The sequence below is a fragment of the Bacteroides intestinalis DSM 17393 genome (assembly GCF_000172175.1).
Classification (GTDB): Bacteria; Bacteroidota; Bacteroidia; order Bacteroidales; family Bacteroidaceae; genus Bacteroides; species Bacteroides intestinalis.
The window spans coordinates 1,996,543-2,019,766 of record NZ_ABJL02000008.1; the positions used below are offsets into that span (position 1 = coordinate 1,996,543).

Annotated in this window: 23 protein-coding genes and 2 pseudogenes; 17 read left to right on the top strand and 8 right to left on the bottom strand. The window is 44.8% G+C overall.

The genetic code is table 11. The features are described 5' to 3' along the window. The first annotated feature begins 154 nt into the window (after positions 1 to 154). The 4 genes and pseudogenes from BACINT_RS17380 (at position 155) to BACINT_RS17395 (ending at position 3,729) form a co-directional block, all read left to right on the top strand. Complete coding sequence (locus BACINT_RS17380) at positions 155 to 514, top strand: helix-turn-helix domain-containing protein (RefSeq protein ID WP_044155343.1); 360 nt, start codon at positions 155 to 157, stop codon at positions 512 to 514. After that, the gene (locus tag BACINT_RS17385; protein WP_007665426.1) at positions 477 to 2,519 is read left to right on the top strand and encodes a bifunctional DNA primase/helicase; all 2,043 of its coding nucleotides are present in this window, start codon (positions 477 to 479) and stop codon (positions 2,517 to 2,519) included. The genes BACINT_RS17380 and BACINT_RS17385 overlap by 38 nt, the downstream gene beginning before the upstream one ends. Before the next feature lie 12 nt (positions 2,520 to 2,531). Continuing rightward, positions 2,532 to 2,810: a helix-turn-helix domain-containing protein gene (locus BACINT_RS17390; protein ID WP_007665427.1), complete on the top strand. Its 279-nt coding sequence runs from the start codon at positions 2,532 to 2,534 to the stop codon at positions 2,808 to 2,810. 399 nt (positions 2,811 to 3,209) lie between these two features. Beyond that, positions 3,210 to 3,729 (top strand): annotated as a pseudogene (locus BACINT_RS17395) (dihydrofolate reductase family protein). A 113-nt stretch (positions 3,730 to 3,842) separates the two neighbouring features. Here the strand turns inward: BACINT_RS17395 and BACINT_RS17400 are convergent. From BACINT_RS17400 to mobA, 8 genes and pseudogenes are all read right to left on the bottom strand, one after another. Then, positions 3,843 to 5,924, bottom strand: a complete 2,082-nt coding sequence (locus tag BACINT_RS17400; protein ID WP_007665430.1) for a type IA DNA topoisomerase — start codon at positions 5,922 to 5,924, stop codon at positions 3,843 to 3,845. Then, a pseudogene (locus BACINT_RS24850) lies at positions 5,921 to 6,116 on the bottom strand (hypothetical protein). The gene BACINT_RS17400 and the pseudogene BACINT_RS24850 overlap by 4 nt, the downstream one beginning before the upstream one ends. 4 nt (positions 6,117 to 6,120) lie before the next feature. Next, a complete protein-coding gene (locus BACINT_RS17405; protein WP_007665431.1) occupies positions 6,121 to 7,578 on the bottom strand; it encodes a DUF3945 domain-containing protein in 1,458 nt (485 codons plus the stop codon). A gap of 177 nt (positions 7,579 to 7,755) precedes the next feature. Next, the gene (locus BACINT_RS17410; RefSeq protein WP_005800967.1) at positions 7,756 to 8,322 is read right to left on the bottom strand and encodes a hypothetical protein; all 567 of its coding nucleotides are present in this window, start codon (positions 8,320 to 8,322) and stop codon (positions 7,756 to 7,758) included. A 3-nt stretch (positions 8,323 to 8,325) separates the two neighbouring features. Further along, positions 8,326 to 9,381 carry a hypothetical protein gene (locus BACINT_RS17415; RefSeq protein WP_007665435.1) on the bottom strand — a complete coding sequence of 352 codons (1,056 nt, stop codon included), beginning with the start codon at positions 9,379 to 9,381 and terminating at the stop codon, positions 8,326 to 8,328. A gap of 119 nt (positions 9,382 to 9,500) precedes the next feature. Then, positions 9,501 to 11,513 carry a conjugal transfer protein MobC gene (gene mobC, locus BACINT_RS17420; protein WP_007665437.1) on the bottom strand — a complete coding sequence of 671 codons (2,013 nt, stop codon included), beginning with the start codon at positions 11,511 to 11,513 and terminating at the stop codon, positions 9,501 to 9,503. A 17-nt stretch (positions 11,514 to 11,530) separates the two neighbouring features. Next, entirely contained in the window at positions 11,531 to 12,766 is a 1,236-nt protein-coding gene (gene mobB, locus BACINT_RS17425; RefSeq protein ID WP_007665440.1) for a conjugal transfer protein MobB, read from the bottom strand. Further along, on the bottom strand, positions 12,751 to 13,173 hold the full coding sequence (gene mobA, locus BACINT_RS17430) for a conjugal transfer protein MobA (protein WP_005800972.1): 423 nt from the start codon (positions 13,171 to 13,173) through the stop codon (positions 12,751 to 12,753). The genes mobB and mobA overlap by 16 nt, the downstream gene beginning before the upstream one ends. A 412-nt stretch (positions 13,174 to 13,585) precedes the next feature. Here mobA and BACINT_RS24245 point away from each other — a divergent pair, with 412 nt between their 5' ends. The 13 genes from BACINT_RS24245 to traM all read left to right on the top strand — a co-directional run bounded on the left by BACINT_RS24245 (position 13,586) and on the right by traM (position 23,220). Beyond that, the gene (locus tag BACINT_RS24245) at positions 13,586 to 13,762 is read left to right on the top strand and encodes a hypothetical protein (protein WP_157448664.1); all 177 of its coding nucleotides are present in this window, start codon (positions 13,586 to 13,588) and stop codon (positions 13,760 to 13,762) included. 14 nt (positions 13,763 to 13,776) lie between these two features. Further along, positions 13,777 to 14,547 (top strand): ParA family protein, encoded by a 771-nt coding sequence (locus tag BACINT_RS17435; RefSeq protein ID WP_005800973.1) that lies wholly within the window; start codon positions 13,777 to 13,779, stop codon positions 14,545 to 14,547. Position 14,548: 1 nt separating this feature from the next. Continuing rightward, entirely contained in the window at positions 14,549 to 14,992 is a 444-nt protein-coding gene (locus BACINT_RS17440; RefSeq protein WP_007665444.1) for a DUF3408 domain-containing protein, read from the top strand. Positions 14,993 to 14,995: 3 nt separating this feature from the next. Then, a complete protein-coding gene (locus BACINT_RS17445) occupies positions 14,996 to 15,622 on the top strand; it encodes a hypothetical protein (RefSeq protein WP_007665445.1) in 627 nt (208 codons plus the stop codon). A gap of 162 nt (positions 15,623 to 15,784) precedes the next feature. Beyond that, complete coding sequence (locus BACINT_RS17450; protein WP_005800977.1) at positions 15,785 to 16,081, top strand: DUF4134 domain-containing protein; 297 nt, start codon at positions 15,785 to 15,787, stop codon at positions 16,079 to 16,081. 11 nt (positions 16,082 to 16,092) lie between these two features. Continuing rightward, positions 16,093 to 16,419 (top strand): DUF4133 domain-containing protein, encoded by a 327-nt coding sequence (locus tag BACINT_RS17455; protein WP_005800979.1) that lies wholly within the window; start codon positions 16,093 to 16,095, stop codon positions 16,417 to 16,419. Then, on the top strand, positions 16,416 to 18,929 hold the full coding sequence (locus BACINT_RS17460; RefSeq protein ID WP_007665447.1) for a TraG family conjugative transposon ATPase: 2,514 nt from the start codon (positions 16,416 to 16,418) through the stop codon (positions 18,927 to 18,929). Before BACINT_RS17455 ends, BACINT_RS17460 begins: the two co-directional genes overlap by 4 nt. Positions 18,930 to 18,940: 11 nt before the next feature. Beyond that, positions 18,941 to 19,294 carry a DUF3876 domain-containing protein gene (locus tag BACINT_RS17465; RefSeq protein WP_041505361.1) on the top strand — a complete coding sequence of 118 codons (354 nt, stop codon included), beginning with the start codon at positions 18,941 to 18,943 and terminating at the stop codon, positions 19,292 to 19,294. A 4-nt stretch (positions 19,295 to 19,298) separates the two neighbouring features. Further along, positions 19,299 to 19,928 (top strand): DUF4141 domain-containing protein, encoded by a 630-nt coding sequence (locus tag BACINT_RS17470; RefSeq protein ID WP_007665449.1) that lies wholly within the window; start codon positions 19,299 to 19,301, stop codon positions 19,926 to 19,928. Between the two features lie 21 nt (positions 19,929 to 19,949). Then, positions 19,950 to 20,945, top strand: a complete 996-nt coding sequence (traJ, locus tag BACINT_RS17475; protein ID WP_085930043.1) for a conjugative transposon protein TraJ — start codon at positions 19,950 to 19,952, stop codon at positions 20,943 to 20,945. Positions 20,946 to 20,977: 32 nt separating this feature from the next. After that, positions 20,978 to 21,601 carry a conjugative transposon protein TraK gene (gene traK / locus BACINT_RS17480; protein ID WP_007665451.1) on the top strand — a complete coding sequence of 208 codons (624 nt, stop codon included), beginning with the start codon at positions 20,978 to 20,980 and terminating at the stop codon, positions 21,599 to 21,601. Between the two features lie 4 nt (positions 21,602 to 21,605). Further along, the gene (locus tag BACINT_RS17485; RefSeq protein WP_007665452.1) at positions 21,606 to 21,896 is read left to right on the top strand and encodes a TraL conjugative transposon family protein; all 291 of its coding nucleotides are present in this window, start codon (positions 21,606 to 21,608) and stop codon (positions 21,894 to 21,896) included. Continuing rightward, a complete protein-coding gene (gene traM / locus BACINT_RS17490) occupies positions 21,874 to 23,220 on the top strand; it encodes a conjugative transposon protein TraM (protein ID WP_007665453.1) in 1,347 nt (448 codons plus the stop codon). Before BACINT_RS17485 ends, traM begins: the two co-directional genes overlap by 23 nt. Positions 23,221 to 23,224 lie beyond the last annotated feature (4 nt).

Consider the following 23,224-nt stretch of genomic DNA (forward strand, 5'->3'; position numbering starts at 1 on the left):
CTCTATTTTTTCTTTATTATTGCGAAAAACAGGTGATTTTTTCCTTGTTTTACCTGTAATTACTCCGAAAAATAAATCTTCCAACTTGGAAAAAGGTTGGAAGATTTATTTTTTCAAACGCTCCAACTTTGCGGCAAATCAATTAGTTAGCAATATGGAGATAATAACATTCGAGTCAAAAGCCTATAAGGAATTAGACAACAAAATTACCGCTATTGCGGATTACATTTTCAACCACATGGAAGCGGAAAGCACTAATGAGGATGAAATTTGGGTGGACAGTTACGAAGTCTGCACTTTCCTGAAAATCAGCGAAAAGACACTTCAACGCCTGCGGGTGGCTGGAACTATTGCGTATTCCAATATCCGAGGGCGTTACTTCTACAAAATCAGCGAAGTAAAACGGATGCTGGAAGAACGCCTGATAAGAAGTAACAAAGAGAACATTCAAGACCTGATAACCAACCATCAGCTATATGTTAAGGAAAGAAGAAATCTTAGAAAGGACAAATAACGGGCTATCCGTGTTCAAGCACTATATACCGGGTAACTGGCGGATAGGTCGCAATTTCCTGAACCCTCTTTATGAGGATAACAAGGCATCGTGCAATATCTATTTCGACCGCCGGAATGGTAACTATAAAATGAAAGACTTCGGCAACGACAGTTATAGCGGTGACTGTTTCTTTTTCGTGGGGCAACTCAAAGGACTGGATTGTAACAATCCGGTGGACTTTGTGGAAATATTGGAAACCATCGACCGGGATTTGGGGCTTGGGCTGGTAGCAGGCAACCCGATACCTGTTACCCGTACTTCTTACCGGACGGAGAAACTAATATCGAAAGAAACACCCGAAAAGGAAAGTAAACCCTATCAGTTCAGAGAACAAAAATTTCCGCTTGCCGAATTGATGTACTGGCAACAATACGGCATCACCCCGGAGATTTTAGAACTGTATAAGGTTTGTTCTCTGCGGGATTTTCAAAGTGAAACGGCGGATGGTACACCGTTTACTTATACTTCGTCCGTGGCAGAACCGATGTACGGGTATAAAAGTAAACGATATATAAAACTATATCGTCCATTCTCGAAAACCCGCTTTCTGTATGGCGGCAGCTTCGGTGAAAATTATTGTTTCGGGCTGGAACAACTACCCGCAAAAGGTGATACATTATTTATCACGGGTGGTGAAAAAGATGTCATGGCAATGGCAGCACACGGTTTTCACGCTATCTGCTTTAACAGTGAAACGGTGACTATCCCGCCTACCCTGATTTATAAACTAACGTTCCGCTTCAAACATATAATCTTGCTATATGATACCGATAAGAGGGGCAAGGAAAGCGCACGAAAGCAGGAAAAACAGTTGGAAGAATTTGGGGTAAAACGGCTGCTTTTGCCACTTCCCGGCACGAAAGAGGAAAAGGATATTTCCGATTATTTCAAAGCGGGAAATACCCGTGAAAATTTCCTTAAACTGTTCATTGATTTTTTAGACAACCTTTATAGTGATACATTGATTATGCTTAAATCGTGCGAAATAGACTTTAATAATCCACCGGCAAAAGCGCAGGTGATAATCTCCGCCGGGGACGTTCCGCTGGGAACACAAGGCAACCTGTTCGGCATCACTGGCGGCGAAGGTACAGGAAAAAGTAATTATGTTGCTGCAATGGTGGCAGGGTGTATCTGTCCGGCAGGGGCAGAAGTGGACACACTCGGCATACAGATAGCAACTAACGGCAAACATAAGGCGGTTTTGTTATATGATACGGAACAGTCGGAAGTGCAACTATTCAAGAACGTAAGCAACTTGTTAGCCCGTGCCAAGCAACCGGATAAGCCGGAAGAACTGAAAGCATTCTGCCTGACGGGTATGTCCCGTAAAGAACGCCTGCACGCTATTGTTCAAAGTATGGATAAATTTTATTACCAGTACGGCGGCATCCAGTTGGTAGTTATTGACGGCATCGCCGACCTTGTAAAAAGTGCGAATGATGAAGCGGAAAGTGTAGCAGTAATAGATGAATTATACCGATTAGCTGGAATTTATAATACCTGTATTCTTTGCGTGCTGCACTTCGTTCCAAACGGATTAAAACTACGTGGACACTTGGGTAGTGAATTACAGCGCAAAGCAGCTACCATTTTGTCGATAGAAAAGGACGAAGAACCCACGCAGTCGGTGGTGAAAGCACTGAAAGTAAGGGACGGCAGCCCGTTGGACGTTCCCCTGATGCTCTTTGCTTGGGACAAGGTAGCCGGGATGCACGTTTACAAAGGAGAAAAGCCACGTGAAGAAAAGGAAAAACGCAAAGAAAAGGAGTTGGTAAGCGTTGCCCGTGATATTTTCGGGCGGCAAACCCATATCACCTATATAGACCTTTGCGAACAGTTGCAGCAGGTTTTGGACGTAAAAGAACGTACCGCAAAAAGTTATATCCGCTTTATGCGGGAACGGGACATTATCATTAAAGACCCGTCCAACCAAAGTTATTACATGATTGGTTTAATTTAATCCGGCAGCCCTATGTATATAAATAGAGAAGATTTCGTAGCATGGATGGAACGTATCATGGATAGGTTCGATATGCAGGACAAAAAGATAGACCGCTTGGTAGGCGGACATAATTATTTAGACGGCGAACGCTTACTGGACAATCAGGATTTATGCCTACTGTTGAAAGTGAGTGCTAAAACTTTGCAACGTTACCGCAAGAAAGGGATATTGCCCTATCTGACACTGGACGGACGATGTTATTACCGTGAAAGTGATGTACACCAGCTAATCCGTGAACGAACGGATTAGGCTTTCTGACAGATTGTTTTGTTATATTCCAATCCTGCTTTATATAACGATTAAGGCAGGATTTCTTTATTTTATACTGCGAATATCAGGGCTTTTCCTTAACTTTGCAAAAGTAACATAAGAGAATAACGGCGATTGAACAAATAACTGGGAAGTCGTCTTTATATATAACATATTCGTTCGCCGAATATCTCAAAGTAGAAAACTGGCACTTTTCAAAATGAAACGAGATTTCAGCGCAATGCTTATGCTATGCTTTGTCATAGCGTGGGCTTGCCTGTCCCGTTTCAAAGGTATTGCCAGTACCTCTACTTTGGAGCAGTGTAAGTTCACGCTTCTTTTTTGAGGTATTGGCGGGCAGTTTGGATAAAGATTATCAACTGTTTAATACCTTATTATATGAAGCAGATAAAAAGCTATATTGCCGTATCTCTCGATGGATTTATTGCACCGCCCGACAAAGAATTGGATTGGATACCCCAAGAGGTCAAATTTTTATTGAATAAAGAATATGAAATGGCGGATAATTTGCTGATGGGGGCAAATACTTATCTATATCTTTTCAAACATTGGGGTGGTTGGCCGTACAAAAGCCAACGGTCTTTTGTGGTGTCCCACTACCACAATAATGTTACCCGAAATTACAATGTGGAATTTCTGTTAGACAATCCTTTTTTTTAAAATAGATGAACTAAAACAGGATAGTGATATATTAGTGATAGGTGGCGGAAAATTGCTTACCTCGCTGATAAAAGCGGGATTGTTGGATAGTCTAACGGTGTACACTGTTCCTGTTATGTTGGGAAAAGGCATTGGATTTTTGGGAGAAACATTCGGTTCAGAATGGAAGCTGTCAGAAAGCAAGGTACTGGATGGCGGTGTGGTTTGCTCGACATATCAGTTTGATAAAAATTTGTAATAAAAAAAAATGCGCCCGGTTTCCCTCCGGGCGCAACCACTAAAATTCCTGTTATTCATAGCTTAAAAACCTATTGGTAACGGAACTTCAGTGGCAAAGATAGTGTTTTTTAGTTATTTCTTCCCTTTCTTGTCAGGGAACACAAAACCTATATTAAACTGTTCGTCCAGCATCAGCGAAGCATCAAACGGTTTCCCGTTCCTGCCTTTGAAACCTTTGATTATTCCGGTTTTCCGCTTTAATACCAGTTCGGTAATTTGTTTATCCGTCAGTACCTTTTCGCATTTGTTCCGGAAAATGGTAAGCGTACAATCTACATTTGAACATTTGGCAACTTTAGGGTAAAAAAGAATACGACCGTTTCCACATTTAGGACAAGGGCAGGTTTCGCCACTGGCAAAGGATAGCTGCACGTCTAACAGTTCCGCTGTGATTTGCCGGGCGTACACTTCTATGCCCTTATGAAATGTGGCAGCATCGGTTTCGCCTGTTTCAATCTTGGAAAGGGCGTTTTCCCACATACCCGTCATTTCTACGTCAGCTATTTTTTTGTCCTTTACTATTTTATAAACAGCAAGTCCCTTATCTGTGGGAACAAGGCTTTTCTTTTCCCGAACGATGTACTGCCGGGCGAACAATGTTTCAATTATAGCCGCCCTTGTTGCTGGCGTGCCTATCCCGGCATCTTTCATGCTGGCTTTCAATTCGGTATCTTCCAGTTCCTTGCCTGCATTCTCCATAGCCGCCAATAGTGAACTCTCTGTGTGCAGCGGTTTGGGTTTGGTTTGTTTTTCCAACAAGTCCACGCCGGAAAGCGGTAATATGTTACCCTCTTGGAGTTCCGGCAGCATGGCGTTTTCACCATCTTCTGCCGTTTCCGGCTCGCTGAATATTCCACGCCAACCGGGAATTTTCATCACTGACCCTTTAACGGTAAAATCGGTATCATCCGCTGAAAGCAGGACGGAAGTAACATCTTTTACGCATTTGCCTGAAAAGGCTTCCAGCATACGCCCTGCAACCAGTTCGTAAATGGCTCGTTCGTCCGTGGAAAGGTCACCCGGCAAGTTCTCGGTGACAATTAAAGCGTGGTGGTCGGTCACTTTTCTATCATTAACACTATGGCGGTTAAGGGCGCAACCGTTCAGGCTGGCAGCATACCCGGCAAACCGGGTGTATTGTTCCAACAGGGCGACACGTTGCGGCATCTGCTCGAACACATCTTCCGATATATAACGGCTTCCGGTTCTTGGGTAGGACATCACTTTCTTTTCATAAAGGCTTTGCGCTATGGAAAGCGTTTTATCTGCCGAAAAGTTCAGTTTACTGTTGGCTTCCTTTTGTAAAGTGGTAAGGTCATACAAAAGCGGCGGTTCTTGGCTCGTTTCTTTTCTTTCAACGGATTTTACCGTAAGCTGTCCGGCAGCTTTTACCCTTTGCAATGCTGCAATGGCTTCCGGCTGTTGCTCCCACTTGGCACACGACTGGGCGGAAAAACTGACCCCGCCGTTGGCAGTGGCGGCTTTTAGTTGCCAAAATTTGGTCGGTACAAAATCCTTATTCTCCAAAAAACGGTTACATATCATTACCAGCGTAGGGGTCTGTACACGTCCCAGTGAAAACACGCCCTGCCCGGCTGCAACACTTAACGCTTGGGTGGCGTTTATACCTATCAGCCAATCGGCTTCGCTGCGTGCCTGTGCAGAACGGTAAAGGTTATCGTACTGGCTGCCCGGTTGCAGTTTCTCCATGCCCTCCCGGATGGCTTTGTCGGTTAGGCTGCTAATCCATAGGCGTACAAAAGGTTTACGGCAACCCAAATGTAGGTAAATATACCGGAAGATAAGTTCTCCCTCTCGCCCTGCATCAGTGGCAACAACTATCTTGTCGCATTGGTCGAACACCTCTTTTATTACTTTCAGTTGTTTCAATACACCGGGGTCTGCTTTATAGCCTTTATCGGCTTTCACCTGCCGGGGAATTAGCCGGAACTCTGGCGGGATAATCGGCAGGCTTTCCCTGCGGAAGTTGGCAACGCCGTAGGCTTCCGGCATGGCAAGCTGGATTAAATGACCGAACGCCCAGGTAACGAGATACCCGTTACCTGAAAGGTAGCCGTCATTTTTCTGCGTAGCACCGATTATACGGGCTATATCTTTGGCAACACTCGGTTTTTCTGCTATCAATGCAATCATATCGTTTCTTTTTTATGGTTTGTTACTGAATTGATTTTCCGTAAAATTTTACGGTCATAATAAATATGATAGCCATTCACGTAATACTGTCGGTTGTTCCTGTCAATTTCTTTCCAGTCGATTTTCAGAGAAAAGACTATAAAGAAAATCAGGAACGACAAACAGAATAGCTATAATATAGATTAGCTGCATACCTTTATAATTTTATTCCTTTGGACTTCTTGGGCTTGTCGGCTTTCAGCGATTTGTCCGCTTTCTGTTCCTGCTGCTCTTTCTTCACCCGGTTCTGTTTTTGCCCGGCAGTAGGTTTCTGTTGTCCCTGCTTTAGCGGCTCTTTTTGGTGCTTAGTCGCTTCGTTGGTTTTACCGTCTGAATTGACGGCTACCTGCGTGCGGCTCTCTGTTGCCGGAACGATTTCTTTTGCTTGTGCCTTATCCGGGTTGGCACGGGAAAAGTCCGGTTTGCCTTTCTCCCGATTGAATTTGATATAAGCGTTATAAGGCTGGTCTTGCCCGTCTTTTTCCATCCCTTTTACATAAATGGCTTCTTCAGCGGCGAATTTCTTCTGTTGTTCTTCAGTAAGAGGAACGCCGCCAATGGTTTTCGGCGCACGGATATTCCCGTTTTCATCCACCCATTGATAAGGTTTGCGGTTTTGTCCCTGCTGTTGCTGCTGGTTTTGATGAAACCCTTTCGGCAAAAATTCAATGCCACGTTCCACGGCACTGACCTGTAAGGTGGCAGAGAATGTCTTACCGTCCTTGTCTGTCATACCGTCCACTTTTACGGGGCGACCTGCTGCAAAATCTTCTTTTTGCTGGTCGGTAATTTTAGCTTTACAAATCTCGTCCGGGATGCGCAGTTTATCCGCACGCATATATTCCAGTTCGTGCGTTTCCCTGTCCCGGCTGATGAATACCGGAATTTGTTCTCCACTTTTCGGGTCTTTGATTTTTACGACTTCGCCCAAATTACCCGTTTCCTGTAAATTTTTCTGTTCCTTGTCATTGAACTTGTATTCATGGAACGGGCGTTGCAGTTGCTTTTCATCATTTTGGATGCCGTGCAGTTTGAATTTGACCGTACCGTCCTGTGCCGTGTACAATGAAATTTTTGCATCGGTAGGTGTCAGGTAGAAATCGCCTGCCTGACCTGATACCCAGAATAAATTACGGGACTTATATCCCCGCAGCATCCGGTCAAGGTTCTTTGTTTTTTTCAGGGTTTCTTCGGTAATGCCGATTTTTTTCAGGCTCTCCCAGTCAATTTTTGCTGGGTCGATGCGGTACTGGTTCTTGGGGAACTCGTGGAAATCGGGTTTCGGGACACGAAGCATTTCACCTTGTTTGTTGCCTTGCCGGATGGCTTCGGCGTTCTGTTCCACCACCGAAAAGTTACACCGGAAAAAGCCCAGTCCCTCGGTGTCGTTGATTTTTCGGTAAAAATTGGAAAAGAAATTGGTAAACGGGTCGGAATTGTTATCTACCCGCATAAACTCGCTGGCGTGTTTTTGCGTAGGTGGGACGGTCTGTAAATTGCCGTCCGTATCTACTCCTTTAACAACGTTCACCGTACCTGCCCGCTTGTCATGTACAAGCAGGACATCGTTTTTTTGTCCGTCCGAAACGGACGGTTTCATTCTGTTTTCATCCATAATTACAGGAATTTTAGTGGTTTACGGGAAAAGTCCCGGTCAAAAGTAAGGACTAAATATGCTATATTTGAGAAACAGGCGGCAGGTGTCCGCATTAGTCTTTACTTGTCCGCAGAAGTCCACAAAAAAAGCAGCCTGAATGTATCAAGCTGCTTTTCTAATAAACATTTGAAAAATTTATTTTTTTCTAAAATAATTAATCATTTTAGAAAAGCTAAAACCTATACCACCAAAATTTGGTTCAAGAATAATAGCATCAGCAAGGGCATGACCCAACCCTTTTTTCATTTCTTTATATACCCTAAAATCTTTAAGGTCTTTATGTGCTTTTATATCATTAAACATTTTTTCTACCAACGATATTACATCAGTTGTTGTCGAACAAAATTTCTTCAAAGGAACTAATATCATCTTTAAATCATCTTCAATACATGAATTTGTATTTCCATAGCTTTCTTTAAACAGATAAGGATGTCTATTAGTAATAAGTATAGCTGGAAGTAAATCTTCTGCATTTTCTCCATTAATATGATGCCACGATAAAACTTCATCTTCAAAATGAACTCTATGAGTTCCACGAATAACAACTGCATCATTTTCAGCCGCTAATTGAGCCATTTTTTCGTAGTTATTCATTAAAGCATTTCCTAATGGTTCGCTCCACCCATAATCTAACAAATAGATATAATAATCTCTATGTGCTGATTGCGGAATATTATTTAAAGATTGTACATATAATCCCATAACTTAAAATTTTTCTTCAAGAACACCTATTAAATTAATCAATGCTAATGTGGCAGAAGTACATAATAACATTTCCTGCTTAGTCGCTGTCCTTTTATGTGTTAATACATTAGCCAATTTATTGGTAACTTTTGCATAAGAACGCAATTCTTCACTTTCTTTTCCTGCAAGAGTTACAGCAATATATGCGTCTAACATTCTTTTTGCATCCGTTTTACTTATTTCTACCCCATCTAAAGAAATATGTTTTTCGGGAATATATACTGCTTGCGCTAATGAAATTATCACCTCTCGACATAGCATTCCAACCGCCTGATATTGTTCTTCAACAACCGCTTGTGCTTCTCTTTTCTTAATTTCTATGATATTACGCTTTATTTTATCCCAGTCTGATAAATCAATTTTTATATCGACTATTCTGCTATCTTCATTTTCTGAAAATAAAGACACAACAGGTTCGTACATTTTTCTAATATAATCTCTTCTTTCTTGGTATTTAGGAAAATCATTACGCCATTTTCCATACCAGTCCCATAAACTTTTAAATGGATTAGGATTTTCAACATCTATTTTTTTAAGAGAAATAGCAACCTGATTGTATATTTGAGAGTATTCTTTTTCAACATCTTGTATTCTCTGCCCACCTGTTGCAACAGAAACCATTACATTTCTTAAATATTCAATTTTATTTTCTAAATCTTTTTTTGATATACCATCTAATAAACTCCAATCCACTTTAGCAACAGATTTTGGTGTTATCAAAACTTGCCCCACCACTTCATCATCAATAGAACGAGAAGCAGTGTTTATAGCTTCTAAAATGCGTTTCTCTATATCTTCAATATTACAAGATTGCAATCTTACAAAATCAGGAACACTAACATTTACATACATGGTATAGTAATATATACCACCATTCCAATTATCATAACTTGTCTGTATTACCGATAATTCTGCACTATTCAATATTTTCACAAGCTCCACTTCACCACTGGCTATTAATAATTCTTTAGCAGTAGTAAGAATTGGTCTAAATTCCTCTTTATTTTCAAAGCCCATAGTATATATCTATAAATTTATAATACAAAAGTAGGCATATTTCTGTCATTATCATTTTTTTGTATTTGTTTTTTGTTGATAATAAGGTATATAAGTACAAAATCAACTAAATCAGTATATTATTCCTCACAGTCTTTAATCAAGTGGCATAAATCGGGGTCATTCTTTATACGGGTGATTTCATCCTCTACAATCTGTCGGACTTCTTGCCGGATGCGGTCGTAATTGGCTTGTATTTCTTCCTGCATCCGGTCGTTGCCGTCCTTGTCCGTGAAGTCGATTATCTGCGGCAATTTCACGTAACGGGCGGTTTCACGTTTCACTTTTTCATTATCCACCACGATTTCACAATGGAAAATCTTTTGCTCAATGCGTTCATCGAAATTATCCGCCACTGCACCCACGAACATTCCCTGTGTCAAATTGGCTATTTTACTGGCTGGTATCAGGCTGTCCATCTGTGTGCTGATGGACGTTGATTTCTCCCGCTGGTTAATAGTCATACTTTGCCGTTTTTGAAGTACCTTTCCGAAACGTTCACTAAGTATTTTCGCCGTTTCGCCTACTGTCTGACCGCTGAAAACGTTACCGACTGTATTTTGGATTACCCGGCTTTCCTTGTCGCCGTAGTCCCTTGTTAATTGGCTATAATCCTGAAAGCCCAAAAGTACGGCAACCTTGTTCGACCTTGCGGTGGCTATCAGATTGTCCAATCCCCGAAAATAGATGGTCGGCAACTCGTCTATGATTACGGAACTTTTAAGCTGTCCTTTCTTGTTTATCAGCTTCACAATACGGCTATTGTACAATCCCAAAGCGGCGGAATAGATATTCTGACGGTCGGGGTTGTTACCCACTACCAGCACTTTGGGTTCTGCCGGGTTGTTTATATCCAGCGAAAAATCATCACCTGTCATTACCCAATACAGGGCAGGGCTTATCATACGGGAAAGCGGAATTTTCGCCGATGCAATTTGCCCCTGCAACTGCTCTTGTGCATCTGATTCCCAAGCATCTACGAACGGACTTAAATAGTTTTCCAGTTCGGGATAACTGCGCAGGATAGTAAAAATATCGGCATATTTCTTGTTCAGAAACTCGATTGCGTGCGGGAATGTACAATACTTCCCGTTCTTGTAAATACGCAAATACCATATAATAGCGGCAAGCAGGATGATGGGACTTTCTACAAAAAAGTCGCCCTGTTTGGCAATCCAGCTTCTATTCAAATTTAACATGATAGTATAACTGGCTTCGTAGGCATCCGCTATATCCGACATGAAAGCCGCATTTATCGGGTTACATCGGTGGCTTTTCCGTGGGTCGTCAAAATTGATAATATAAAATTTCGGTTTCACCTTATACCCGTCTAAATGGTTAAGCAGGTGATTGTAAGCTATCTCCGACAAATCGGGAAATTTGTAGTCATAGAGATAGAGTGCAAAGCCTTTTTCTATTTGCTGTTTTATGTACGAGTTTACCACGGCATACGATTTTCCCGAACCGGGCGTACCCAATACAAGGCTTGCCCGGAATGGATTTACAATGTTTATCCACCCGTTATTCCATTTCTTTTTATAATAGAAACGTGTCGGTAGGTTTACCGAATATTCGTTGGTTATCAATCTTGTTTCCTGCATAAAACTTTCATTCTCGGTATTGAAAACATCTTCCATCAGGTTGCTTTTGAGCAAACGGGACATCCATATTCCTGCAACCAATAAACAAAGAAAACCTGCTGCAAGCGTGGCGATATAAAAAGCTGTGTTTGCCACTGGTGGCAGTGGCAGGTCAAGCAACCACCAGTTCAGGAAGAACAGGATAAAACCGACCGAAAGAAAACAATAAATCTTCGTCCACGTTATTTTTGCCTCTTTCACTCCCTTTGTACCGATGCAGGAAAGGGCAAGGAACACCACTGCAAAAAGTTTCGTCCAAAGGATAGTGGAGAATAACCCGGTTGTCCGCTGGAAGTTCAACAGGATTTTATCGACCACGCCGATGGTGATACCCCAGTCTTTCAAACTGGAATAACAAAACCAGTAAACATTTATCACGGTAAACAGAATACTGATGGCACGCATAAAGTCCATCACACGGGCAAGTCCCCGCAAATCATCTTCTTGTTGCATAATTATAATTTTTTAAATTAGTAAATTCGTCTGTTGCGTTTCTTTTTCTTCTTTCTCTTTTGGCTGGTGGTATCTTGCGGCTCGTCCCCGCCGGATGCTCCGCCTAAAAGTCCACCTATGCCGACAGAGGAAAAACCGGGTGTCGGTTGCTCTTTGGGGGCAAACGGTTGCCGTTCCTGCGGCAAGGTAAGTTCCGGTTTTTGCGAATGGGTATCGGCGGAATACGTTTCATTAAACACGTTCGCCGAAAATTCCTTACCCAAGCGTGAACCGTTCAGCACTACCCGATTATCATGGTCTATGAACGTAACACCGTAAATACGTCCGCTGTCATTCTGCCGGAACAGAACGTCTATGCCTTGCTGCTTTAGCTGCCGTTCCAGTTCCTTACGGTTATCGGCAGTTTTCATCACGGCTGCGACCGTGCGGCGGGTACGCTCTTTCAGGTTCTTGTCCTTTATCACTTCACCGGATTTCTGCATACGCCTTTCCAGTGCTTCATAACCCACCGATTTACCGATACGGGATGCTTTCACCGGGTTACCGACCTTTTCGCCCTTGTCATTCATGGCGGAATAAACAATGCCCTGATAAGGCTTTCCGCTTATTTCCCCTTTGACTTCCTCGGCATAAACATTATAGCAGGCAAGCAGGGCTTTATATTCCCCGAACGACTGGAAACGGTAGCCGTAACAAGCACCTTTCACGGCGTTACCGATTTGGTGCTTCACGTCCCCGGCTGCATAATCCACCTTTTTAAGTTCGGGGCGTTCGGTTCGCTCTTTTCGCTCTGCCGGATGCAGGTCATATTTCTTTTCCAGTTCACGGGTGATTTGTTTGCTGCGCCGATGCTCGAATTTGTCATTCAGCGGTTTGCCGTTCTCGTCCACCCGTAAGCCTACGATGTGTATATGGTGGCGGTCGATGTCTTCATGTTTATACACCAAATAAGGCTGATTGCCGTAACCCAATTTCTGCATATACTCTTGTGCAATGTCTGTAAGTTGCTGGTCGGAAAGTACATCTTCCGGGTGCGGGTTGATAGAGATATGAACGATTGGTTTCTTGGTAGAAAGCTGAACGGGCATCTGCATTTCAAAGCTGTGCATACACTCGCCGATACTGAAATTTCCATCTTCGTTCAGTAACATACGATTGGAAAAAAGCACTTTGGCATCCTCGTTATCCACCTTGTTTTGGTTGTACGCAAGTGCGCCGAACATGGAACTGCCCGTGCTTATTTTGGCAACCATAGTTCTTTACACTCGTTGGTAAGTTCAATCACTTGGCGGTTCAACACTGCCAGTTCAGTAGTCGCTTTCTCCAATTTATAGAGAAAAGCCAGTGCCTTTTTCTCGGAAAAATTGCTGTGCAATGCCTTTACCACTTGGTTGTAATTGACAGCCACCGCCCGGAACTGGGCGTAAAATTCAGTCAGCCGGGCGCAATATTCGACTGCCGACTTGTCCACTTTCACCACCCTGAACGGTTCGCCGAAAAGACGGGCGGCAATAAAACGGGACTTACTCGTCACGCCGGACTGCTCCCACTGGGAGAGAAACCGGGCATTCTCCCGGTCGTTCAGGTACAACACATGGCGATGCTTCGCCGGGTCATCAAGGGTGGGACGACCGCCCTTGTTTTGCTTCTTTGTTTCCATACTTCTTTCTTTAAAAATTACGACTTCGGAGTAATTTTTATCCCCGACAGGGGCAAGGCGTTTTGAGGCACGAAAAACGGTTTCGTGTGCCACGAAACACACCTTGCTATTTTCTCTGCGAAAATCAAAATCCGTCACGGACGGATTGGGGTTAGCGTGCAACGGTAAACCCTGCGGCACACACGCCCGTTTTCACCTGCCTGCCCTTTCCGGTTTGTTACTCCGTTGCAAAGTAACGGTGATTTAAAATGCTGTAAAATAGCATATTGTTGGACAAATAAGGACAAATGGGGACATCTGCGGACACTTCTCGAAACGGGTGTTTTTTCTTCTTTTATTTGTAGCAGATTTCAAGATTGAAAGCTGGATTGAAAGACAGAAAGCAGCCTTTGAAGCCGGATAGGAAAAAAGGTTGGCAACAAGATTTCAAGACATCAGGATAGCAGGATTTCAGGAAAGAATGAAAGCAAGAAAACAATCTTTCCCAATGGCTGCAAAGCAAGATGGATGGCAAGAAAGCGTGAACACAAGAAAGAAAGCTGTCAATCAGGAAAGGAAAAATGAAAACAATATAATAATCAGTCATTAACAAGTGAAAGCATTATGGAAAACGAGAAAACACCCCTTTATGTAGCCTTTTCCACCCAAAAGGGCGGAGTAGGCAAAACCACTTTTACCGTGCTGGCTGCAAGTTACCTGTATTACCTGAAAGGGTATGACGTGGTGGTCGTGGATTGCGACTACCCGCAGCACTCCATCGCCGGGATGCGCAAACGGGATGCTGAAATGGTGGGCGAAGATGAAGATTACAAGCGCATGGCGTATGAACAATTTACCCGGTTGGGAAAGAAAGCCTATCCCGTGCTATGCAGTTCCCCCGAAAAAGCGATAGCCACGGCAGACGAATATATAACCGCTGCCGCAAACGTGCCGGATATTGTCTTTTTCGACCTGCCCGGAACGGTAAACAGTGAGGGTGTAATAAACTCCCTGTCCGGTATGGACTACATTTTCACCCCCATAGCCGCCGACAAAGTGGTGCTGGAAAGCAGCCTGTCGTTTGCGGTGGCTATCAACAAGCTGCTGGTACGGAACGAAGCCTGCCGCCTTGCCGGGCTGTACCTCTTTTGGAACATGGTGGACGGTAGGGAAAAAACAGACCTGTACACCGTGTATGACAACACTATACGGGAATTGGAACTGCCCCTGATGAAAACTTTTATACCCGATACCAAAAGATACAAAAAAGAACTGGTGACGGATAAAAAAGCAGTGTTCCGTTCCACGCTCTTTCCTGCCAGCCGGATGCTGGTAAGGGGCAGCAACTTGGAAGAACTGGTAACAGAAATAGCGTATTACATCAAATTGAAATGATATGGCAAAACAGAACAGCGGAAAACCGCAGATAGACGAAAATTTCATGAAAGAAATTATCTCGCAAGGCATACCCGCTAAACGGGATGACCAGCCGGATGCAACACCAAAGGAAGATGCGCCGGAAGTGGAGAAAGAAACAAGGCAGGCAGAAGTCGTACAGGTGACAGAACAACCGCAAACGGAAAAACCAGCCGCCCGCAAACGGAAAAATGGAACGGGTGACTATCGGGAAACCTATTTCCAAAAAGTGGAATTGTCCGACCGACAGCCTTTGTACGTCAGCCGCACCACGCATGAAAAGCTGATGCGTATTGTAACGGTTATCGGCGGGCGCAAAGCGACTGCCAGCAGCTACGTGGAAAATATTCTGCTGCGCCATTTCGAGCAATTTCAGGATGAAATAAACACCTTGTACGAAAGTCATTTTCACAAACCTTTTTAGCATATGGTCTTATACTGCATCATCATCGGACTGGCGGTTTATTACCTTGCCCTGTGGGGATGGTATCGCCGTGTGGCTGTAAACAACCGGACAGCTCCCCAGCCGGAAAGGAAAAAGCGGGAAAATACCGCTTCGCTGGTGGGTGAAAGCCATTTCCGCAGTGGACTAATGAGGACAAACGGGGACATCTTGGGACACTTCCCGCAAGCGGTTGAAAATGATACTACATTTGCGCCCGATGCTGGCGGAGAAAACGAAGAAACCGACTTTGAAATGACCTTTGAAGCGGCGGAAGAACCGGACTACGAGGACGAGGAAATCGCCGGGTACATGGCAGACGATGAAACGGGACAGGCTACGGGTGTAGAGTTTGAAAAACTGGTCGAAGCTGTACGCACGGTAAATACTCCGAACCCTGCCGAAGCAGACAAACAGCAGGCAGCCGAAACACTCGGACAAATAACCGGAACAAACCTTTACGATGCAGTGGTGGCAAACATCAACGGCGAATTGGAAAAGGTAGCGGAACTCCTGAAACGGAACGAAGCGGCGGCAATACCGACCACCGACACGCAAACAGCCGGGACAAACGAAGAATACCGGAAATTCGATATGAACGAGTTTTTATAACCTCTAAATGTACAACAGCATGAAAGAACGGGATTACGGTTGATTGGCAGCCAACAGCAAAAAAACGGGATTTATCCCAACCACTAAAATTCTTATTTATTCATCTTGCCGGGCATGGCGGACTATCCACCTGCCAGCCCGGTGCTTAAAAACAAAATTGAAATGAAAAAGAAAATCTTTCTTTCGGCGGCTCTCCTTGCCGCTGTTATGGGTGCGTATGCGCAAGGAAACGGACAAGCGGGTATAACAGAAGCTACCAACATGATAACCAGCTACTTTGACCCCGGAACAAAGTTGGTGTATGCCGTGGGTGCGGTTTGCGGATTGATTGGTGGCGTAAAAGTCTATAACAAATTTTCATCAGGCGACCCCGACACCAGCAAGGTCGCCGCAAGCTGGTTTGGGGCTTGTATATTCCTTATCGTGGCAGCCACTATCCTACGTTCTTTCTTCTTATAAAAGAATGTATTATGTCTGAATATCCAGTAAACCGGGGTATCGGAAAACCTGTGGAGTTTAAAGGATTGAAAAGCCAGTACCTTTTCATCTTTGCGGGCGGCTTGCTTGCCGTGTTCGTAGTGTTCATTATCCTGTTCATGGCAGGTGTAAACCAGTGGGTGTGCATCGGGTTCGGCGTTACTGCCGCCCTGCTGCTCGTATGGCAGACTTTTCGGTTAAATGAACGCTACGGCACACACGGGCTGATGAAAATTGCAGCCCGCAAACGGCATCCCCGCTTTATCATCAACCGCAGGACTATTCCCCGACTATTTACCTATAAAAGCAAGAAAGAATGAGAAATACATTAAAGGCTACCACATTGGAACGGAAGTTCCCGCTTTTGGCGGTGGAAAACGGCTGCATCGTGTCCAAAGATGCGGATATTACGGTCGCTTTCTCGGTAGAACTACCGGAACTGTTCACCGTCACCAGTACGGAATATGAAGCGATACATTCGGCTTGGTACAAGGCTATCAAGGTATTGCCGGACTTCTCCATCATCCACAAACAGGATTTTTTCATCAAAGAGAACTACCAGCCGGATATACAAAAGGATGAACTTAGTTTTTTAAGCCGTTCGTTTGAACGTCATTTTAACGAACGCCCGTTCCTGAACCATTACTGTTACCTGTTCCTTACAAAAACGACAAAGGAGAAAAGCCGCCGACAAAGCGACTTTTCCACCCTTTGCCGGGGTAGGATTATACCTAAAGAGATAGAAGATAAGGAAACGGTAAATAAGTTCCTCGAAGCGGTCGGACAGTTTGAAAAGATTATGAACGACAGCGGATTTATCACCCTTACACGGCTGGAAACGCCGGAAATCACCGGACAGAACGGGCAAGCGGGAATTATTGAAAAATATTTCTCGCTTTCACAAACGGACACCACCACCCTGAAAGATATGCAGCTTAACCCGGAAGATATGCGTATCGGGGATGATATACTATGCCTGCATACCCTTTCGGACGTGGAAGATTTGCCGGGAAAGGTCGGTACGGACAGCCGTTATGAAAAACTGTCCACCGACCGTTCGGACTGCCGCCTGTCATTTGCCGCACCCGTTGGCGTGTTGCTCTCCTGCAATCACGTGTACAACCAGTTTATTTTTTTGGACGACCACACCGAAAACCTGAAAAACTTCGAGCAAACCGCAAGGAATATGCACTCGCTTTCCCGCTACTCCCGTGCCAATCAGGTGAATAAACAGTGGATAGAAGAATACCTAAACGAAGCACATAGCAAAGGGCTTATCTCTGTGCGCTGCCACTGCAATGTTATGGCATGGTCGGACGACCGGGACGAACTAAAGCGTATCAGGAACGATGTAGGCAGCCAGTTGGCACTGATGGAATGTAAACCACGCCACAATACCACCGACACACCGACATTGTTTTGGGCGGGAATACCCGGAAACGAAGCGGACTTCCCGGCGGAAGAAAGTTTCTACACTTTTTTGGGGCAGGCTCTATGTTTCTTCACCGAAGAAACAAATTACAAAAGTTCGTTGTCGCCGTTCGGCATCAAGATGGTGGACAGGGTAAGCGGAAAGCCGCTGCACATCGACATTTCAGACCTGCCCATGAAAAAAGGTATTACGACCAATCGCAACAAATTTATTTTGGGGCCGAGTGGTAGCGGCAAAAGTTTCTTCACCAATCACATGGTAAGGCAATATTACGAGCAAGGGGCGCACGTGCTTTTGGTGGACACGGGTAACAGTTATTTGGGGTTGTGCCAGTTGATACACAACCGCACACACGGGGAAGATGGGGTTTACTTCACCTATACCAACGAAAACCCGATAGCCTTTAACCCGTTTTACGTGGAAGATGGCATTTTCGACATCGAGAAAAAGGAAAGCATCAAGACGTTAATACTTACCCTGTGGAAAAGGAACGATGAAGCACCGACACGTTCGGAAGAAGTCGCCCTGTCCAACGCTGTAAGTGCCTATATCGAACGGATTACCAGCAACCGGACGGTTAAGCCCTGTTTTAACACCTTTTATGAGTATGTACGGGACGAATACCGCCAAAAGCTGGCAGAAAAGAACGTTCGGGAAAAGGACTTCGATATAGACGGTTTCCTGAATGTCCTCGAACCCTACTACCGGGGTGGCGAATATGATTACCTGCTAAACTCCGACCAAGAACTGGATTTGCTGCACAAACGCTTTATAGTCTTTGAGTTGGACAATATCAAAGACCACAAAATCTTATTCCCGATTACAACCATTATCATAATGGAAGCCTTCATAAACAAAATGCGCAGGTTAAAAGGCATCCGAAAGTTGATATTAATCGAGGAAGCGTGGAAAGCGATTGCAAGTGCAAATATGGCGGACTACATAAAATATTTATACAAAACCGTCCGCAAATATTTCGGGGAAGCGATTGTAGTCACCCAAGAAGTCGAAGATATAATTTCTTCGCCCGTTGTCAAAGAAAGTATCATTAACAACAGCGATTGTAAAATCTTGTTAGACCAGCGCAAATACCTGAATAAATTCGACAGCATCCAAAACCTGCTGGGACTGACGGATAAGGAACGTGCGCAAATACTTTCCATCAACATGGCAAACCATCCCGGACGAAAGTACAAGGAAGTTTTCTTTTCGCTGGGCGGCACGCAGTCGGCAGTGTACGCAACAGAAGTTAGTTTGGAAGAATACTACACGTACACAACGGAAGAAAGCGAAAAAATGGAACTGTTCACCCTCGCCGATAAGCTGGGCGGAAATCTCGAACTGGCGATAAAACGCCTTGCTGAAAGTAAAAGAAACCCCGATAAAACAACCACCTAAAAGATAACAAGATGAAACGGTTCAAAAGATTGTTTCCGGTATTGCTGTGCGCCTGCCTGCTGTCGATGGCAGCCTGCAAGGACAACACGCAAAAAGAACTGGAACGGATGCGGGGCGAATGGGTAAGCAAAAGCGGAAATACCGTTTTTGCCCTTTGGAACGATAACGGGCAATATAAGGTCACCCGCACGGTAAAAGTCCGGGGCAGGGAACTGACAAACACCTACGCCGTCCGGCAAACGGACGGATGCCTGTACATCGACACGGGCTTTGCGGTAGTGTTGACCTATGACGGCAAAACCGACCGGATTACCCTTTCTCCCGGTGGAGAATACCAAAGAAGTGACAAATCATTAAAACAGTAAATGTATGAAAACAAAATTATTTATCCTGATGGCGGTATGCCTGTCCTGCTTCGGCAGGGCTTCCGCCCAATGGGTCGTTACAGACCCGTCTAATTTGGCGCAAGGTATCATCAATACCGCCAAACAGATAGTACAAACGTCCACTACGGCAAACAATGTAATGAGCAATTTCAAGGAAACGCAGAAGATTTTCCAGCAGGGAAAAGAATACTACGATGCCCTGAAAAAAGTACACGATATTGTCAAGGGCGGAAAGAAAGTACAGAAAAGCATCCTGATGGTAGCGGAAATATCGGAAATCTATGTTACCAACTTTCAGAAAATGATGTCCGACAAAAATTATACGCCGCAGGAACTTACCGCTATATCTTTCGGATATGCCAAATTACTGGAAGAAAGTGCAGACGTATTGCAGGATTTAAAAAACGTGGTAAACATCAGCGGTATGTCAATGACCGATGCCGAACGGCTCGCCCTGATTGACCGGGCATATACCAGCCTGCTGAATTACCGCAATCTTGTGAACTACTATACCCGCAAAAATATTTCCGTTTCCTACCTGCGGGCAAAAAAGAAGAACGATACAGACCGGGTAATGGCTCTTTACGGCTCGGCGAATGAACGCTATTGGTAACATAAAGATAAAGAAATGCCTATGTTATTAGCAGCTATCGAATTTGACAACCTGCACCAGATTTTAAGGGCGTTGTATGATGAAATGATGCCCTTGTGCAGCAACATGACCGGGGTTGCGAAAGGTATTGCCGGATTGGGGGCTTTGTTTTACGTGGCGGCAAAAGTGTGGCAGTCGCTCGCACGTGCCGAACCTATAGACGTGTACCCGCTTCTGCGTCCCTTTGCGCTGGGGCTGTGTATCATGTTTTTCCCGACTTTCGTGCTGGGGACTATCAACACCGTGCTTTCCCCGGTTGTCCGGGGCTGTAACGACCTGCTCCAAACGCAGACATTCGATATGAACGAATATCGACAGCAGAAAGACAAACTGGAATATGAAGCCCTGATGCGAAACCCGGAAACGGCTTACCTTGCTTCGGATGAAGAATTTGACCGACAACTGGAAGAACTGGGGTGGTCGCCCTCCGACATGATTACCATGACGGGAATGTATATGGATAGGGCGGCATACGATATAAAAAAATCAGTCCGGGACTGGTTCAGGGAACTGCTGGAACTGATGTTTCAGGCGGCGGCTTTGATTATCGACACGCTACGCACGTTCTTTTTAATCGTGTTGTCTATACTGGGTCCGCTGGCGTTTGCGATTTCCGTTTATGACGGTTTCCAAAGCACGCTGACCCAGTGGATAACACGTTATATCTCGATTTACTTGTGGCTACCCGTGGCAGATTTGTTCAGCAGTGTGCTGGCACGCATACAAACACTGATGCTGCAAAGGGACATTGAGGAACTTTCAGACCCGAATTTCATACCGGACGGAAGCAATTCGGTATATATCATCTTTATGATTATCGGTATCGTGGGCTACTTTACCATTCCTACCGTGGCGGGTTGGATTGTGTCGGCTGGCGGGACAAGCGGTTACAACCGGAATGTAACCAAAGCGGGCGTACTCGCTGGTGCGGCGGCTGGTGCAGCTACCGGGAAGATTGCCGGAAAACTGCTGAAATAAAAAATAACTATCATCATTAAAACAATAAAAGGATGGAATTTAAAAGTTTAACGAACATCGAAACGAGTTTCCGGCAAATTAGGCTTTTTGCGCTGGTATTTATATGCCTGTGCGCCCTGATAACGGGCTTTGCCGTGTGGAACTCTTACAGCTTCGCCGAAGCACAACGGCAGAAAATATACGTCTTGGATAACGGTAAAAGCCTGATGCTGGCACTTTCGCAGGATATGGCGCAAAACAGACCCGTGGAAGCCAAATCACACGTGAAACGTTTTCATGAACTGTTCTTCACGTTGTCCCCCGATAAGGATGCCATCGAAAGCAACGTCAAACGCTCGCTTTTCCTTGCCGATAAGAGTGCCTTTAATTATTATAAAGACTTGGCGGAAAAAGGATATTACAACCGGGTGATTAGCGGGAATATCAATCAAACGGTGGAAATTGACAGTATAAAATGCGATTTCAACCAGTACCCTTACCGGGTCAATACCTATGCCCGACAAATGATTATCAGGGAAAGCAGTCTGACAGTGCGAAGTCTTATTACTTCGTGCCGGTTGCTGAACGCTACCCGCAGCGACAATAACCCGCACGGCTTTATCATGGAAGCGTTCACCATTATGGAAAACAAGGATTTGCAAACACTTAAACGGTAAAAGTATGAAAGTGAAAAAGAATTGCATCGAAAAGGTGCAGGATTGGGCGGACGACAAATTGCGCCAAATGTGCGGGCGTATCACGCCGGGAAAAAGGCTGACAGTTATACTCCTTATGTTTGTGTTCTTCGGCGGTATGTCCATCTATATAACCGTGTCCTCTATTTACAATATCGGAAAACGGGACGGGCAGCGGTTACAAATCGAACATATCAGGCAGTTGCCCTTACAGCAGACAAACGACAGTATCAACCCTTTAAATTATCCGAACGATGGAAGAAGTACAGAAGAATGAAATGGGAACAACCGTACCGGAAACAGACGGCAGACCTTTAAAAGAAGAAAAGCCAAAACGGGAACTGACCCCGCAGCAGGCGCAACAACGAAAGAAAATGATTGTTTTTCCCCTGATGTTCCTTGCCTTTGCAGGCTGTATGTACCTGATTTTTGTGCCGTCCTCGAATGACGGGACGAAACGGGAAGAAGTGGGCGGCTTCAATGCCGATATTCCCCTGCCGACAGAGGACGGAATAATAGCCGATAAACAGAAAGCCTACGAAGCCGCGCAACTGGAACGGAAACAACGGGAGAAAATGAAAACCTTGCAGGATTTCGGTTTCACGCTGGGCGACCAGCAGGAAGCGGCAGAATTGGAACTGATACCGGAAAGCGAAGAAGAACCGCAAAATCCCGGCGGTTCTGCCTACCGGGGTGGCAGTTCATCCGTCAGGGCTTCCGCCGATGCCTACCGGAATATCAACCAGCAGTTAAGTACATTCTACGAAACGCCCAAAGAAGATAAGGAAAAAGAAGAACTTAAAAGGCAGGTAGAGGAACTGACGGCAAAACTGGAAGATAAAGAAAAGGCTTCCATCGGAGTGGACGACCAAATGGCAATATTGGAAAAATCGTATGAACTGGCAGCAAAATATAACCTGAACGGGGAACAAAACGGGCAGGTGGCGCAGGTTGCACCAGCCGGGACAATCACCCAAAAACCGCAGGCTTACCCGGTACAGGCAGTACGGGAAAACACCGTTTCCGGATTGCAGCAGCCGATGAACGATGTAGAATTTATACAGGCATACAGCCAAAACCGGAACTACGGTTTCAATACGGCAGTTGGTACGGGTTACGCAATGGGAAAGAACACGATAGCTGCCTGCATACACCAAGACCAAACCCTGACAGACGGACAGACGGTTAAACTACGACTGCTCGAACCCTTGCAAGCCGGAAACATACTGGTAGCCAAAAACACGGTCGTATCGGGGACGGTAAAAGTACAGGGCGAAAGGCTGGACGTGCTGGTGTCCTCGATAGAGTATGCCGGAAACATTATTCCGGTAGAACTTGCCGTGTTTGACACGGACGGGCAAAAAGGTTTGTCCGTTCCGTCCTCAATGGAACAGGAAGCCTTTAACGAAGCTATGGCAAACATAGGCAGCGGGCTGGGAACAAGTATTTCTTTTGCTCGTAGTGCCGGGCAGCAAGTGGCAATGGACGTGACAAGGGGCTTGTTACAAGGTACGTCCGGTTATCTTGCGAAAAAATTCAGGACTGTAAAAGTAAAGCTGAAAGCAGGCTATAAAGTCATGCTGTATGCCAAACAACAATAATTAT